Raw genomic sequence first — 14,990 nt, 5'->3', positions numbered from 1 at the left:
TTCATAGTGTTTCGGTGGTCATAGCGTGAGGGAAACGCCCGGTTACATTCCGAACCCGGAAGCTAAGCCTTACAGCGCCGATGGTACTGCAGGGGGGACCCTGTGGGAGAGTAGGACACCGCCGAACTCCCTTTAGAGCTCCGGTCCTTGGACGATAAGTCCAAGGACCGGAGCTCTTTTGTTTCCAGGGTGCTACCCGAACCCCCTCCGCGCCGCGAGGAGATGCCTGCGGGTAAGGTCAGGTGGCAACGTTGGCACGCTCCCACAGGAGGCCCCCGGGTGGAGGTCCAGGAGACCCGCGTCCAGACAGACCGGGTCCTCACCATCCCGAACATCCTCAGCATGGCGCGTCTTGTTGGCGTACCCGTCTTCCTGTGGTTGATCCTCCGGCCTGAGTTCGGCGGGCCCAAGAGCGACGGCTGGGCGCTTCTGGTGCTCATGCTGAGCGGTATCAGCGATTATTTGGACGGCAAGCTCGCCCGGCGCTGGAACCAGATCAGCAGTCTCGGCCGGCTCCTGGATCCCGCAGCCGACCGGCTCTACATTCTGTCGACTTTGGTCGGTCTCACGTGGCGCGAGATTCTGCCACTCTGGTTGACGGCCGTCCTGTTGGCGCGAGAGCTGGTTCTGTTGGTGATGGTGGGCATCCTCAGGCGCCATGGCTATCCGCCGCCGCAGGTGAACTTCCTTGGGAAGGCAGCTACGTTCAACTTGATGTATGCCTTCCCGTTGCTGTTGCTCAGTGACGGAAGTGGATGGATCGCGTCACTCGCTGCTATTTTCGGATGGGCGTTCGCAGGATGGGGTACAACGCTCTACTGGTGGGCAGGGATCCTCTACGTGGTTCAGGTCCGCCGCCTTGTCCGCGCGGACGCCATGGCCGATTGAGCTCGCCGAATGGGCAGTCGTAGTGGCCTCTGATGGCCCGCAGACCGAATGTGCGGGACAATCTGGGACGGGTGAAGTCGGCTAGACCGTCATCTCTTCAAGGAGGACGCTTCCGACATGAAGGCCGTCGTGATGGCCGGAGGCGAAGGCACACGCCTTCGTCCTATGACCTCGAGCATGCCCAAGCCGCTTCTGCCCGTGGCCAATCGCCCGATCATGGAGCATGTGCTGCGGCTGCTCAAGCGGCATGGACTCAATGAGACCGTCGTAACCGTCCAGTTCTTGGCCTCGCTCGTCAAGAACTACTTCGGTGACGGGGAAGAGCTCGGAATGGAGCTCACCTATGCCAATGAGGAGAAGCCACTCGGTACTGCCGGCAGCGTCAAGAACGCCGAAGAGGCGTTGAAGGACGATGCTTTTCTTGTGATCTCCGGTGATGCTCTGACCGATTTCGATCTCACCGAGTTGATCAATTTCCACAAGGAAAAGGGTGCGCTCGTCACCGTCTGTCTGACGAGGGTCCCCAACCCGCTGGAATTCGGCATTACCATCGTCGACGAAGAGGGCAAGGTTGAGCGCTTCCTCGAGAAGCCGACCTGGGGCCAGGTTTTCTCGGACACCGTGAATACGGGCATCTATGTGATGGAGCCCGAAGTCTTCGACTATGTCGAGGCTGATGTTCCCGTCGACTGGTCCGGCGATGTCTTCCCGCAGCTGATGAAGGAGGGCAAGCCGATCTACGGCTATATCGCCGAGGGGTATTGGGAGGACGTCGGTACGCACGAGAGTTATGTGAAGGCACAGGCCGATGTCCTGGAGGGCAAGGTCGATGTCGAGCTCGACGGCTTCGAGATCTCGCCCGGCGTGTGGGTGGCGGAGGGCGCCGAGGTGCATCCCGATGCAGTGCTGCGGGGGCCGTTGTACATCGGGGACTATGCCAAGGTCGAGGCCGACGTCGAGATCCGTGAGCACACCGTCGTCGGCTCGAACGTCGTGGTGAAGAGCGGGGCCTTTCTCCACAAGGCCGTTCTTCATGACAACGTGTACATCGGTCAGCACAGCAATCTGCGCGGCTGCGTCGTCGGAAAGAACACCGACATCATGCGTGCCGCGCGTATCGAGGACGGCGCTGTCATCGGCGACGAGTGCCTCGTCGGCGAAGAATCGATCGTGCAGGGGAACGTACGCGTCTACCCGTTCAAGACCATCGAGGCCGGCGCCTTCGTCAATACCTCGGTCATTTGGGAGTCCCGCGGTCAGGCACATCTCTTCGGTGCCCGCGGGGTGTCCGGGATTCTCAATGTGGAGATCACTCCGGAGCTCGCCGTGCGCCTCGCGGGGGCCTACGCGACGACGCTCAAGAAGGGTTCGACGGTCACCACGGCCCGCGACCACTCCAGGGGTGCTCGTGCGCTGAAGCGGGCGGTGATTTCGGCACTGCAGGCCAGCGCCATCGACGTACGCGATCTGGAGAACGTACCGCTGCCGGTGGCGCGGCAGCAGACCGCTCGGGGCAGTGCCGGCGGGATCATGATCCGGACGACGCCGGGGGTTCCGGACTCGGTCGACATCATGTTCTTCGACGGTCGTGGGGCGGATCTGTCGCAGGCGAGTCAGCGCAAGCTGGACCGGGTTTTCGCGCGGCAGGAGTACCGGCGTGCGTTCCCGGGCGAGATCGGGGACCTGCACTTTCCGGCCAGCGTCTTCGACTCGTACACCGGCTCCCTGCTCAGGAATGTCGACACCACCGGGATTGCCGAATCCGGACTGAAGGTGGTCGTGGATGCCTCGAACGGGAGCGCTGGGCTGGTTCTGCCCAGCTTGCTGGGCAAGCTCGGTGTCGACTCGTTGACCATCAATCCAGGTCTTGACGAGTCGAGGCCGACGGAGACGGCGGATGCGCGCAGGTCGGGGCTGGTGCGGCTCGGGGAGATCGTGGCCTCGGCGCGGGCCGCGTTCGGGGTGCGGTTCGACCCGGTCGGTGAGCGGCTCTCGCTCGTCGACGAGAAGGGGCGGATCGTCGAGGACGACCGCGCGCTGCTGGTGATGCTCGACCTGGTTGCCGCCGAGCGGCGCAGTGGGCGGGTGGCACTGCCGGTGACCACCACGAGGATTGCCGAGCAGGTGGCCGCGTACCACGGGACGCAGGTCGACTGGACGACTACCTCGCCGGACGATCTGACACGGGTCGGGCGCGACGACTTGACGATCTTCGGGGGCGATGGGCGCGGTGGGTTCATCGTGCCGGAGTTCAGCAGCGTCTTCGACGGTACGGCGGCGTTCGTACGGCTCATCGGTCTGGTGGCGCGCACTCAGCTCACGCTCAGCCAGATCGACGCGCGGATTCCGCGGGCGCACGTACTCAGGCGCGATCTTGCGACTCCCTGGGCCGTCAAGGGCCTGGTGATGCGCCGGGTCGTGGAGGCCGCCGGAGATCGCTTTGTCGATACGACTGACGGCGTACGGGTTGTGGAGACGGACGGGCGCTGGGTGATGGTGCTGCCCGACCCTGCGGAAGCGGCCACGCATCTGTGGGCCGAGGGGCCCGACGACGCGTCCGCCCAGGCCTTGCTCGATGAGTGGTCGTCCGTGGTGGACAGCGCCGGGCGCTGAGGACGCGCGTGCCGAACGGCGCCTCTAATGGGGCCCGTTCGGCACGTCGGTGGGGTCATTCGGAGGTGGCGGTCGCGACGTGCGACGATGTGCGGCATGCCGCAGCACCCCCCCGTTCGGAGCACCCCCACGCGCCCTCCGCGGCCGGACGCCTCCATGTCGCTCCTCACCAACGTCATGGATCACAGCCTGGACGAGGGGTATGCGGAGGCGGCAGCCCGGAAGAAGGCCGAGAACGCCGGCGGCATGCCGAAGACCCTGCGGGCCAAGGTCGGTCTCGCGGTCGGACTGGTACTGGCGGCCCTGGTGGTCACCGTGGGGGCGGCGCAGGCGCGGATCGAGGCTCCGGTCGTTGCGAAGGAGCGCGAGGAACTCATCGACCGCATCGACCATGAGAACGCGGTGGCCGACAAGCTCGAGGACGATGTCGACGAGTTGCGGGACGACGTGAGCGCTCGGCAGCGTGAGGCGCTGAAGAAGCACGGCGGTGACCGGGGCGAGCTGGTCGGAATTCTGTCGGGAGCGGTCGAAGTGCACGGTCCCGGCGTGAAGCTCGTCGTGGACGACGCGCAGGCAGCCGATCAGAGCGGTGACGGAGACGCGCGTGAGACGTCGGGCTTCTCCGACACGGGGCGCGTAAAGGACCGCGATCTGCAGCAGGTGGTCAACGGGCTGTGGGCATCGGGCGCCGAAGCCGTCTCGATCAATGGGCAGCGGCTGACGGCGTTGTCCGCGATCAGGGCGGCGGGCGACGCGATATTGGCCGACAACAAGCCGCTGGTGCCGCCGTACACGGTGCTTGCGGTGGGCGACGGCCAAGGGCTGAAGAGCGCATTCGAGAGCAGTGCCGACGGGCTGTATCTGGAGGCGCTGCACGAGGGCTACGGGATCCGGACCGCCCTTTCCGTCGAGGACGACGTCCGGCTGCCCGCCGCGCCGAGCGTGATCGTACGAACAGCACAACCGAGCACAGAGAAGGGCACATCGTGATCGCCGTACTGGGCCTCGTCGTGGGAGTCGTGGCTGGATTGCTGGTCCGTCCCGAAGTTCCGGCGGTGGTCGAGCCGTACCTCCCGATCGCCGTGGTCGCGGCGCTCGACGCGGTGTTCGGCGGGCTGCGCGCCATGCTCGACGGCATCTTCGACGACAAGGTCTTCGTGGTGTCCTTCCTCTCCAATGTCGTGGTGGCCGCGCTGATCGTCTTCTTGGGCGACAAGCTCGGCGTCGGCGCTCAGCTGTCCACGGGCGTCGTGGTCGTCCTCGGCATCCGCATCTTCTCCAACGCCGCGGCGATCCGCCGGCACGTATTTCGGGCGTGAGGCCGATGAGCAACCAGGACGAAACCACGGAGAAGGCGCCCAAGGCGGCCTCCGAGAACCCGCTGCGCAAGAAGCTTCCCGAAGAGGTGCCGGCTGAGACCCAGGAGACGCCGAAATCCGACGCTCCTCAGCTGCCGAGTCAGGCGCCGAAAGCCGAAGCCTCCGAGCCACCGGAGACAGAGCCGGAGCAGCCCGAGCCTCCCCTGTCCGGTCGTCAGCGGCTGGTGAACGGTCTGTGGCCGCCACGTCTGTCCCGTGCGCAGTTCATCGTCGCTCTCCTACTGTTCGGTCTTGGCTTCGGCCTGGCTGTTCAGGTGGCGTCCAACAGCGACGGTGACGGCGCGCTGCGCGGCGCGCGTCAGGAAGATCTCGTACGCATCCTCGATGAACTGGATGACCGTACTCAGCGTCTGGAAGAGGAGAAGCAGGGTCTCGAAGATCAGCGCACCGAGCTGGAGACCAGCTCGGACCAGGCCGAGGAGGCCCGCAAGCAGACGATCGAGAAAGAGAAACAGCTCGGCATACTCGCGGGCACGGTCGCGGCGCAGGGGCCCGGCATCACGCTGACCATCGACGACACGAAGGGGACGGTCGAGGCCGACATGCTGCTCGACGCCATCCAGGAACTGCGTGCAGCCGGATCGGAGGCGATCCAGGTCAATGGCGTACGGGTCGTCGCCAGCACCTACCTGACGGACGCGAGCGGAGGCGCAGTGAGTGTCGATGGGAACAAGATCAGCGCGCCCTATCGTTTCAAGGTCATCGGCAAGCCACAGGACCTCGAACCGGCACTCAACATCCCCGGCGGAGTGGTGCAGACTCTGGAGAAGGAGCGGGCCACTGTCACGGTGGAACGCTCCGACAAGATCATCGTTGATGCCTTGCGACCAGCGAAGCAGCCTGACTACGCTCGGTCGTCCTCCCAGTGAGGCGGGGGCGCATGCGGGCCGCTCGTCGAGGGCATGACGTTGCGGGGGGTCGACGCACCGAATGGGTGGTGCGTGGTGGAAACTGTCTGGTGGATGCCGACGTTGTGAAGATGTCCGGCTCGACAGGTGTGTGTGATCAGGGTTCGTCCTGCCCCACGGGCGGGTCTATTTCGGTCAAGGGGAATCGCCCGTGAAGTTGTTTGCGAAGTGGTTTGGCAAGGGCGCGAAAGAGGGCAGCGACAGTGCCACTGCCCGGCATCGCGCATCGCGCCATGAAGATGCCGAAGGGCAGGGGGACCGCCCGCTGTTCCGAGATCAGCTCGGTGGCCAGGGCGGTGACGTTTCGGGTGGTCAGGGCGCGCCGTCTGTTGACCCTGCCCAGTCCGGCCGCATAGGTTTCGGGGAACCGTCAACCTCAAGTGCGGGTGGAGGGTTCTCCCCCGATCCGTACGCGTCCAATGCCCAGGCAGGACAGCCGCGGCAGGAGGATCCGTCCATGTCGGCCCTGGTGTGCACGAGGTGCGGGAATCGCAACGCGGAGAACAGCCGGTTCTGCTCCAACTGCGGCGCGCCCCTGCGGGGCGGAGCGGCAGCCGAGCGCCCGTCGGAGACCACCTCGACGATCTCCATCTCGGGCATCGAAGCCTATGACGCCGAGGCCACCGGCCAGACACAGATGCCGATGCTCTCTCCCGAGGCACAGGCGGCCGTGGACGCACTGCCGCTCGGCTCGGCGCTCCTGGTGGTACGCCGCGGCCCCAACTCGGGCAGCCGCTTCCTGCTGGACAGCGACCTGACCACGGCGGGTCGGCACCCGCAGAGCGACATCTTCCTGGACGACGTGACCGTGTCGCGCCGCCATGTGGAGTTCCGTCGGCAGCCGGACGGCACGTTCACCGTGGCGGACGTCGGCAGCCTGAATGGCACGTATGTCAATCGGGAGCGGATCGACTCCGTCCCGCTGTCGAACGGCGACGAGGTGCAGATCGGCAAGTACCGGCTGGTCTTCTACGCGAGCCAGCGAGGAATCTGACCCTCCCCCAGAATCCGTCCGGGGGACCCCAGGGAAGGGCCATGCTTCGAACACCGAGCGGCGGTGCCGGGAACGGCGCCGCCGCCAGTGGGCTGATGAGTATCGGCGCGGTGCTGAACGTGCTGCGCGAGGAGTTCCCCGAAGTCACCATCTCCAAGATCCGTTTCCTGGAGTCGGAAGGGCTCATCGAGCCGCAGCGGACCCCATCGGGGTACCGGAAGTTCAGCCCGGAAGACGTCGAGCGCCTGGGCCATGTACTGAGGATGCAGCGGGACCACTATCTGCCCCTGAAGGTGATCCGCGAACATCTGGACGCCGTGGAGCGCGGTGAGGCGGTGCAGCTGCCGTCGCTGGGACGGCAGCGTGACGGCGAGCCTGGCGACGAGGCGGAGGGGCCGACCGCGGCGCGGATCGGGCGGGCCGAGCTGCTGGCCGCCGCCGGGATCGGTGAGCAGGAGCTCGACGAGTGGGAGTCGTACGGCCTCATCACGCCGCTGCCGGACGGAGGTTACGACGCCGAGGCGGTGACCGTGGCCGGCATTGTCGTGGAACTCGGGCGCTTCGGGATCGAGCCGCGGCATCTGCGTGCCGTGAAGGCCGCGGCCGACCGTGAGGCAGGACTCGTCGACCAGGTCGTAGCGCCGCTACGCCTGCACCGTAATCCGCAGACCAGGGCACACGCGGAGGCGCGCACCAAGGAGCTGGCGGGGCTCGCGGTGAAGCTGCACGCCGCGCTGGTGCAGTCCGCGCTCGGCGTCCGGCTGCCTTGAACCCGAGGCCTGTGCCGAGCCCGGATCGGCCGCCCGTTCCGTGCTCGACTACCCAAAGATGCCGAGCACGGCCTAGGGTTGCTGTGTGAACGAGCTCGACGTCGTAGGTGTCCGGGTCGAAATGCCCTCCAACCAACCGATCGTGCTCCTGCGTGAAGTGGGAGGCGACCGTTACCTCCCCATCTGGATCGGGCCGGGGGAGGCGACGGCGATCGCCTTCGCACAGCAGGGCATGGCTCCCGCGCGACCGCTGACCCACGACCTGTTCAAGGACGTGCTGGAGGCCGTCGGCCAGGAGCTCACCGAGGTACGCATCACGGACCTGCGGGACGGTGTGTTCTACGCGGAGCTGGTGTTCGCCAGCGGGGTCGAGGTCAGCGCCCGGCCGTCCGACGCCATAGCGCTGGCGCTGCGCACCGGAACGCCGATCTACGGCAGTGACGGGGTGCTGGACGACGCGGGGATCGCGATTCCGGACGAGCAAGAGGACGAGGTGGAGAAGTTCCGCGAGTTCCTCGACCAGATCTCGCCCGAGGACTTCGGCACCAACAGCCAGTGATCCGGCCTGGCCCTCACCACCAGGGCCTGGGCTTCGGCACGAATATCCCGTGACCCTCCGGGACCGCCGGAAGACAGGGCGTACGGCGGTCGCGCCGAGAGCATTCGGCTAGCCTTTCCCCGCGGTGAAGCACGGGAAACCACTCTTAGGGTGATTATCACTCGGCGTGCCGAGCGCGGTGGTCGTTGACGCACCCCCGGTGACTGCCTACCGTCGAGAAGGCAGGTCAAGGACGGAGGTCGGCGTGAGAAGCAGCGGCGACGGTACGGCTGGGGGCGCCCCCGGACGCAGTCCGGTGGAGAGCGGCCCGTACCCTCCCCCAAGCTCTCGGCTCCCCTCGGGCAGGGGGTATCCCCAGCAGGGCGGCGTGGCCGATCATGCTCCGCAGCAGCGGTCGGCGCCGGTGACGGGCGATGGCGGGGTGACGTCCGAGGAGATCGGCTACCGCGGCCCCACAGCCTGCGCGGCCGCGGGCATCACCTACCGGCAACTGGACTACTGGGCCCGGACGGGCCTCGTCGAGCCGAGTGTGCGGCCCGCCTACGGGTCGGGGACGCAGCGGCTGTACAGCTTCCGGGACGTCGTCGTCCTGAAGATCGTCAAGCGGTTTCTCGACACGGGTGTGTCGTTGCAGAACATCCGTACCGCGGTCCAGCACCTGCGGGAGCGCGGATTCCGTGACCTCGAGCGCATGACGCTGATGAGCGACGGCGCCACGGTCTACGAGTGCTCCTCGCCCGACGAAGTCCACGCGCTGCTCCAGGGTGGGCAGGGCATCTTCGGAATCGCCGTGGGAGTGGTCTGGCGGGACGTGGAGAGCGCGCTCTCGCAGCTGCACGGGGAGCGCATCGACACGGGCGAGACGCTCGTCGGGCATCATCCCGCCGACGAACTGGCCAGGCGCCGCAACCGCGCGGTCTGAGCGAGCGGTCAGAGGACGGCCGTGCACATCGCGGGCCCAGGGCCTACGCATCGAGGGGCGAAGGCTCTTGCGTACGGGGGCATTGTCCGGGGGCGTTGTCAGTGGCGTAGGGCAGCATCGGAGATGTGAGAACCGCGCCCACGATCCTGCATCTCGACATGGATGCCTTCTTCGCCTCGGCGGAGCAGGCGGCCAAGCCGAGCCTGCGCGGGAAAGCGGTCATCGTGGGTGGGCTCGGGCCGCGAGGTGTGGTCGCGACCTGCTCGTACGAGGCGCGGGTCTTCGGGGTCCATTCCGCGATGCCCATGGCGCAGGCACGACGGCTGGCGCCCAACGCCGCGTATCTGGTGCCCCGGTTCGGGTTCTATCGGGAGATCAGCGAGCAGGTGATGGGGCTGCTGCGGGAGCTGTCGCCGCTGGTGGAGCCGCTGAGCCTGGACGAGGCGTTCGTCGATCTGGAGGCCGGGGGAGCGGCCTGGGACGAGGCTTCGGCGCGGCTGGCGGGGGTGAAGCTGCGCGCGGATATCCGGGCCGTCACCGGGCTGACCGGGTCGGCGGGGCTCGCGGCCTCCAAGATGCTCGCAAAGATTGCCTCCGAGCAGGCCAAGCCGGACGGTCTGGTGGTGATAGAGCCGGGGACGGAGCGCGAACTGCTCGCTCCCATGTCGGTGCGCATATTGCCCGGGGTGGGGCCGGCCACCGGGGACCATCTGCGGCGGGCCGGGATCACGACTGTCGGGGAGATCGCCGAGGCGGGTTCGGACGAGGTCGTACGGCTCCTCGGGAAGGCCCACGGAACCGCGCTGTACGCCATGTCGCTGGCGCACGACGAGCGGGCCGTGGTGGCCGAGCGGGACACCAAGTCCGTGTCTGTCGAGGACACATACGACGTGGACATCCATGACCGGGTACGGGTGCGGATGGAGGTGCAGCGGCTCGCCGACCGGTGTGTGCGGCGGCTGCGCGGCGCGCATCTGTCGGGGCGGACCATCGTCCTCAAGGTGCGGCGGTACGACTTCTCGACGCTGACCCGTTCCGAGACGCTGCGTGGTCCGACGGACGACCCCGCGGTGGTGCGGGAGGCGGCGGCGCGGCTGCTGGAGTCCGTGGACACCACCGGAGGCGTACGGCTGCTGGGAGTCGGGGTGTCGGGGCTCGCCGACTACACACAGGAGGATCTCTTCGCGCAGGTTCAGGCGCAGGCCGAGGCACGGGCTCACGAGGGGGAGCTGGAGCATCCGTCGCAGGACGAGCCGCAGGAGTCGGCAGAGGAGCAGGAGGCGCCCGCCGTGCGGCGTTGGGCCGCGGGGCATGACGTGAGACATGCCGAGTTCGGGCACGGGTGGGTGCAGGGCAGTGGCATCGGGCGGGTCACGGTGCGGTTCGAGACGCCCGACTCGGAGCCCGGGCGGGTACGCACCTTCCGGGTCGACGATCCGGAGCTGGAGCCGGCGGAACCGCTCCCGCTGGTGCGACGAAGACCCAAGGAGGCCTCGTAAGCGCTCTGAGCCCGCAGTACGAACCGGCCTCCCAGTGGAGCGGAGCTTCAGGACTCGTCCGAGCCTGCCAAGTGGCCGAAGTCGCGGTCCGGTGGTGGAGGCGGGGGTGTCACGTCGAGGCCGTAGTGGTGGTACAGCTGGAGTTCTTGTTCCGGGGAGAGGTGGCGGCCGACGCCGAAGTCGGGGGCGTCCTTGATCAGGGCGCGGTCGAAGGGGATCCGCAGGGCGCCCTCGACCAGTTCGCTGGGCTCCAGGGGCACGAAGGCGTCCCTGCCGAACAGGCCGGTGCGTATGGCCGCCCACTCCGGCGTACCGGTCGCGTCGTCGAGATAGACCTCGTCGACGGTGCCGATCTTGTGGCCGTCGCGGTCGAAGGCCTTGCGGCCGATCAAGTTGCGCGGGTCGATGTCGGTCTGCACGGGCCCTCCAGCTGGTCGCAACCCATCCGTCAGCAGTACGCATCCATAAGCACTACGAAAGGGCACTTTGCGGCGGGCGGCCACTCGGGGGATGCCCGCTGGTACGCTGTCAACGGCCGCTGACCCCGTGCGGGAGAGTCCTCCAAGGCTTCATCGGAGGCGCCGAAGGAGCAAATCCTCCCCGGAATCTCTCAGGCCCACGTACCGCGCGGACGAGGCCACTCTGGAAAGCAGAGCGGGTGTTTGACGGCTTCCGCTCTCACCGACGGTGAAAGCCGGGACGCCGTACAGCAGGCGGCCCGGTGAAGCTCTCAGGTTGAGATGACAGAGGGGGAGGCCGTCCGGGCACCGCTCCGTGGTGCCCTCGAAGGTCGTGTCAGACCAGGAGGCCTCCGTAAATGACCGCCCATCGCATTCCGCTTTCCGAGCTCGAACGGGGAATCCCCTTCGAGCAGCGCCACATCGGGCCCGACACCGAGGCCCGGGCCAAGATGCTCGCGCAGGTGGGGTATGGCTCGCTCGATGAGCTGACGGCCGCCGCGGTGCCGGATGTGATCAAGGACGCCGAGGCGCTCGCGCTGCCGGCCGCGCGCTCCGAGGCCGAGGTCCTCGCCGAGCTGCGCTCCCTCGCGGACCGTAACGAAGTCCTCGACTCGATGATCGGGCTCGGTTACTACGGCACGTTCACGCCGCCGGTGATCCTGCGCAACGTCATGGAGAACCCGGCCTGGTACACCGCGTACACCCCGTACCAGCCGGAGATCTCGCAGGGCCGTCTGGAGGCGCTGCTGAACTTCCAGACCATGGTCGCCGACCTCACGGGTCTGCCGACGTCGGGTGCCTCGCTGCTCGACGAAGGCACCGCCGCCGCCGAGGCCATGGCGCTGTCGCGGCGCGTGGGCAAGGTCAAGAACGGTGTCTTCCTCGTCGACGCCGACGCGCTGCCGCAGACCATCGCCGTCATCGAGACGCGTGCCGAGCCGATCGGTGTCGAGGTCGTCGTCGCGGATCTCGGCGAGGGCATTCCGGCCGAGGTCGCCGAGCGCGGTGTGACCGGCGTGCTCATCCAGTACCCGGGCGCCTCCGGTGCCGTACGGGACATCAAGCCCGTCATCGAGCAGGCGCACGAGCTGGGCGCGATCGTCACCGTCGCCGCCGATCTGCTGGCGTTGACGCTGCTTGCCTCGCCGGGCGAGCTCGGCGCCGACATCGCGGTCGGCACGACGCAGCGCTTCGGCGTACCGATGGGCTTCGGCGGGCCGCACGCCGGGTACATGGCGGTGCGCGAGAAGTTCGCCCGCAACCTGCCGGGCCGTCTCGTCGGTGTCTCGCTGGACGTGGACGGCAACCAGGCGTACCGGCTCGCCTTGCAGACGCGGGAGCAGCACATCCGCCGGCAGAAGGCGACCAGCAACATCTGTACGGCTCAGGTGCTGCTCGCCGTGATGGCCGGGATGTACGCCGTCTACCACGGCCCGCAGGGCCTCAGGTCGATCGCGCAGCGCACCCACCGGTACGCCACGATCCTCGCCACCGGTCTGAAGGCGGGCGGCGTGGAGGTCGTAAACGAGGCGTACTTCGACACGCTCACTGTCCGGGTGCCGGGCAGGGCCGCCGAGGTCGTCGCGGCCGCGCGCGAGGGTGGGGTCAACCTGCGTCTCGTCGACGCCGACCAGCTGTCCATCGCCTGCGACGAGACGACCACGCGGACCCAACTGGGCGCCGTCTGGACCGCGTTCGGCGTCGAGGGTGACATCGAGGCGCTGGACGCCTCCGCCGAGGACACGTTGCCCACCGCGCTGCTGCGCACCGACGACTACCTCACGCACCCGGTGTTCCACCAGCACCGCTCCGAGACCGCGATGCTGCGCTATCTGCGCCGCCTCGCCGACCGTGACTACGCGCTCGACCGCGGCATGATCCCGCTCGGCTCCTGCACCATGAAGCTCAACGGCACCACCGAGATGGAGCCGGTCACCTGGCCGGAGTTCGGGCAGCTGCACCCCTTCGCGCCCGCCGAACAGGCACAGGGCTACCTCACGCTCATCCGTGAGCTGGAGGAGCAGCTCGCCGAGGTCACCGGTTACGACAAGGTGTCGCTCCAGCCCAACGCCGGTTCGCAGGGTGAGCTGGCCGGCCTGCTCGCCGTACGGGGCTACCACCGCGCGAACGGCGACGAGCAGCGCACCGTCTGCCTCATCCCGTCCTCCGCGCACGGCACGAACGCGGCGAGTGCCGTCATGGCCGGCATGAAGGTCGTGGTCGTTGCCACCGCCGATGACGGCGAGGTCGACGTCGAGGACCTGCGCGCCAAGATCGAGCAGCACCGCGACGAGCTGGCGGTGCTGATGATCACGTATCCCTCGACGCACGGCGTCTTCGAGGAGCACGTCGCCGACATCTGCGCGCAGGTGCATGACGCGGGCGGTCAGGTGTACGTGGACGGCGCCAACCTGAACGCGCTGGTGGGCCTCGCCAAGCCGGGTCGCTTCGGCGGTGACGTCTCGCACCTCAACCTGCACAAGACGTTCTGCATCCCGCACGGCGGCGGCGGTCCGGGCGTCGGCCCGGTCGGTGTACGCGCGCATCTGGCGCCGTATCTGCCGAACCACCCCCTGCAGCCCGCCGCGGGCCCGGAGACCGGTGTCGGTCCGATCTCGGCCGCCCCCTGGGGCTCGGCCGGGATCCTGCCGATCTCCTGGGCGTACGTACGCCTCATGGGCGGCGAGGGACTCAAGCAGGCCACGCAGGTCGCCGTGCTGAGCGCGAACTACGTGGCCAAGCGGCTTGAACCGCACTACCCCGTGCTCTACGCCGGTCCCGGCGGGCTCGTGGCGCACGAGTGCATCATCGATCTGCGGCCGCTGACCAAGGCGACCGGCGTGAGCGTCGACGACATCGCCAAGCGACTGATCGACTTTGGGTTCCACGCGCCGACGATGTCCTTCCCGGTGGCCGGAACGCTGATGATCGAGCCGACCGAGAGCGAGGATCTGGCCGAACTCGACCGGTTCTGCGAGGCGATGATCGCCATTCGTGCGGAGATCGAGCGGGTCGGCTCGGGGGAGTGGCCGACGGACGACAACCCGCTGCGGAACGCCCCGCACACGGCGGCCGTGCTCGGCGGCGCGTGGGAGCACGCGTACAGCCGTGAGGAGGCCGTCTTCCCGGCTGGGGTGTCGGCCGCGGACAAGTACTGGCCGCCGGTCCGGCGGATCGACCAGGCGTACGGCGACCGGAACCTGGTCTGCTCCTGCCCGCCGCTGGACGCTTACGAGGAGTAGGCGAGTGGACGTGTGATCGCGTGCGGACACGCGTCGGGGCCGGTTCCGGGATGTCCCGGGCCGGCCCCTCGTATGTCCGAGCTTTCAGGGCTATATGTCTGAGCAGTGTGTCTGGCGTTGCCCGCAGTGCGCCCGCGCGGCTCAGGCGGCGGTCATCACCTGTGCGCCGGCCAGCGGTCGGTGCGGGGCGATGATCCGGCCGTCCGGCAGAAGCTCACCGGTGTCCTCGAAGAGGAGAACGCCGTTGCACAGCAGGCTCCATCCCTGCTCCGGGTGGTGCGCCACGAGGAGCGCTGCTTCCCGGTCGGCGGAGTCGGCTGTCGGACACGGTGGCTGGTGCTGGCACATTGGTGGGATCTTTCGCTGGGTGGTGAGGTCGGTGATCGGCTTGTTGTCTGTGCTGCGGCTCGATGTGGTGTTCATGGCCGCCCCCCGTTTGTCAGTCGGTACGGAACCCAGTGTTGCCCCACGGGCGTCAATCCGCAGGGATTTTGCGTCAGCGCTCCTCACAGGTTGATGACGCACCACTCGTGCGGATGGTTCATTCGAACTGGGCTGTCTTTTCGGGTGGTTCGCAATGGTCGGATAGGTCTAGTCAGAATGGGCCGGGTCTGCGCTGCGTCGCCAGTACATCACTGCGCGCAGCAGCGTGCCCCGCGGCCGGAGTGGGGCCGCGGGGCACGGAAGCCGGGGTGTGCTCAGGCGGGTGAGCCGAGCAGCGGGGGAGTGGCGGCGGGGGTGAGGCGGTTGGTCAG

13 protein-coding genes, 1 rRNA gene and 1 riboswitch are annotated in these 14,990 nt (G+C 67.7%); of the genes, 12 read left to right on the top strand and 2 right to left on the bottom strand.

Features of this window, described 5'->3' with window-relative positions:
• The first annotated feature begins 10 nt into the window (after nucleotides 1-10).
• The 11 genes from rrf (at nucleotide 11) to G6048_RS40300 (ending at nucleotide 10,532) form a co-directional block, all read left to right on the top strand.
• Nucleotides 11-127: ribosomal RNA gene (rrf, locus tag G6048_RS40350) — 5S ribosomal RNA — on the top strand.
• Nucleotides 128-279: 152 nt separating this feature from the next.
• Nucleotides 280-888 carry a CDP-alcohol phosphatidyltransferase family protein gene (locus G6048_RS40345; protein ID WP_165344573.1) on the top strand — a complete coding sequence of 203 codons (609 nt, stop codon included), beginning with the start codon at nucleotides 280-282 and terminating at the stop codon, nucleotides 886-888.
• A 117-nt stretch (nucleotides 889-1,005) separates the two neighbouring features.
• Nucleotides 1,006-3,501 carry a mannose-1-phosphate guanyltransferase gene (locus tag G6048_RS40340; protein ID WP_165344572.1) on the top strand — a complete coding sequence of 832 codons (2,496 nt, stop codon included), beginning with the start codon at nucleotides 1,006-1,008 and terminating at the stop codon, nucleotides 3,499-3,501.
• A 96-nt stretch (nucleotides 3,502-3,597) separates the two neighbouring features.
• Nucleotides 3,598-4,491 carry a DUF881 domain-containing protein gene (locus tag G6048_RS40335; protein ID WP_235990946.1) on the top strand — a complete coding sequence of 298 codons (894 nt, stop codon included), beginning with the start codon at nucleotides 3,598-3,600 and terminating at the stop codon, nucleotides 4,489-4,491.
• On the top strand, nucleotides 4,488-4,820 hold the full coding sequence (locus tag G6048_RS40330) for a small basic family protein (protein ID WP_003988855.1): 333 nt from the start codon (nucleotides 4,488-4,490) through the stop codon (nucleotides 4,818-4,820). Before G6048_RS40335 ends, G6048_RS40330 begins: the two co-directional genes overlap by 4 nt.
• Before the next feature lie 5 nt (nucleotides 4,821-4,825).
• Nucleotides 4,826-5,749 (top strand): DUF881 domain-containing protein, encoded by a 924-nt coding sequence (locus G6048_RS40325; protein ID WP_165344571.1) that lies wholly within the window; start codon nucleotides 4,826-4,828, stop codon nucleotides 5,747-5,749.
• Nucleotides 5,750-5,897: 148 nt separating this feature from the next.
• Nucleotides 5,898-6,782 carry an FHA domain-containing protein gene (locus G6048_RS40320; RefSeq protein ID WP_206342734.1) on the top strand — a complete coding sequence of 295 codons (885 nt, stop codon included), beginning with the start codon at nucleotides 5,898-5,900 and terminating at the stop codon, nucleotides 6,780-6,782.
• Nucleotides 6,783-6,823: 41 nt separating this feature from the next.
• On the top strand, nucleotides 6,824-7,552 hold the full coding sequence (ftsR, locus tag G6048_RS40315; RefSeq protein WP_165344569.1) for a transcriptional regulator FtsR: 729 nt from the start codon (nucleotides 6,824-6,826) through the stop codon (nucleotides 7,550-7,552).
• An 85-nt stretch (nucleotides 7,553-7,637) separates the two neighbouring features.
• Nucleotides 7,638-8,111, top strand: a complete 474-nt coding sequence (locus G6048_RS40310) for a bifunctional nuclease family protein (protein ID WP_033327106.1) — start codon at nucleotides 7,638-7,640, stop codon at nucleotides 8,109-8,111.
• Nucleotides 8,112-8,355: 244 nt separating this feature from the next.
• A complete protein-coding gene (locus tag G6048_RS40305) occupies nucleotides 8,356-9,033 on the top strand; it encodes a MerR family transcriptional regulator (protein WP_165344568.1) in 678 nt (225 codons plus the stop codon).
• Between the two features lie 125 nt (nucleotides 9,034-9,158).
• Nucleotides 9,159-10,532 carry a DNA polymerase IV gene (locus tag G6048_RS40300; protein ID WP_165344567.1) on the top strand — a complete coding sequence of 458 codons (1,374 nt, stop codon included), beginning with the start codon at nucleotides 9,159-9,161 and terminating at the stop codon, nucleotides 10,530-10,532.
• Between the two features lie 47 nt (nucleotides 10,533-10,579).
• Here G6048_RS40300 and G6048_RS40295 read toward each other — a convergent pair whose 3' ends face one another.
• Complete coding sequence (locus G6048_RS40295; protein WP_328828380.1) at nucleotides 10,580-10,951, bottom strand: PRC-barrel domain-containing protein; 372 nt, start codon at nucleotides 10,949-10,951, stop codon at nucleotides 10,580-10,582.
• Between the two features lie 120 nt (nucleotides 10,952-11,071).
• Nucleotides 11,072-11,168: riboswitch (glycine riboswitch) on the top strand.
• Between the two features lie 181 nt (nucleotides 11,169-11,349).
• Here G6048_RS40295 and gcvP point away from each other — a divergent pair.
• Nucleotides 11,350-14,235, top strand: a complete 2,886-nt coding sequence (gene gcvP / locus G6048_RS40290) for an aminomethyl-transferring glycine dehydrogenase (protein ID WP_165344565.1) — start codon at nucleotides 11,350-11,352, stop codon at nucleotides 14,233-14,235.
• A 141-nt stretch (nucleotides 14,236-14,376) separates the two neighbouring features.
• Here gcvP and G6048_RS40285 read toward each other — a convergent pair whose 3' ends face one another.
• A complete protein-coding gene (locus G6048_RS40285; RefSeq protein WP_165344574.1) occupies nucleotides 14,377-14,583 on the bottom strand; it encodes a DUF5999 family protein in 207 nt (68 codons plus the stop codon).
• Nucleotides 14,584-14,990 lie beyond the last annotated feature (407 nt).

Source organism: Streptomyces ureilyticus, assembly GCF_011045025.1.
In the GTDB taxonomy this organism is placed as follows: domain Bacteria; phylum Actinomycetota; class Actinomycetes; order Streptomycetales; family Streptomycetaceae; genus Streptomyces; species Streptomyces ureilyticus.
Note: the sequence above shows the minus strand (reverse complement) of the source record. Positions and strands in the feature narration are given on the sequence as shown.

Excerpts from the sequence above, each read along its gene's own strand:
- G6048_RS40325 (WP_165344571.1), top strand. The coding sequence starts at position 4,826 with ATGAGCAACCAGGACGAAACCACGGAGAAGGCGCCCAAGGCGGCCTCC.
- G6048_RS40285 (WP_165344574.1), bottom strand. The coding sequence starts at position 14,583 with ATGTGCCAGCACCAGCCACCGTGTCCGACAGCCGACTCCGCCGACCGG.
- ftsR (WP_165344569.1), top strand. The coding sequence starts at position 6,824 with ATGCTTCGAACACCGAGCGGCGGTGCCGGGAACGGCGCCGCCGCCAGT.
- gcvP (WP_165344565.1), top strand. The coding sequence starts at position 11,350 with ATGACCGCCCATCGCATTCCGCTTTCCGAGCTCGAACGGGGAATCCCC.
- G6048_RS40340 (WP_165344572.1), top strand. The coding sequence starts at position 1,006 with ATGAAGGCCGTCGTGATGGCCGGAGGCGAAGGCACACGCCTTCGTCCT.
- G6048_RS40335 (WP_235990946.1), top strand. The coding sequence starts at position 3,598 with ATGCCGCAGCACCCCCCCGTTCGGAGCACCCCCACGCGCCCTCCGCGG.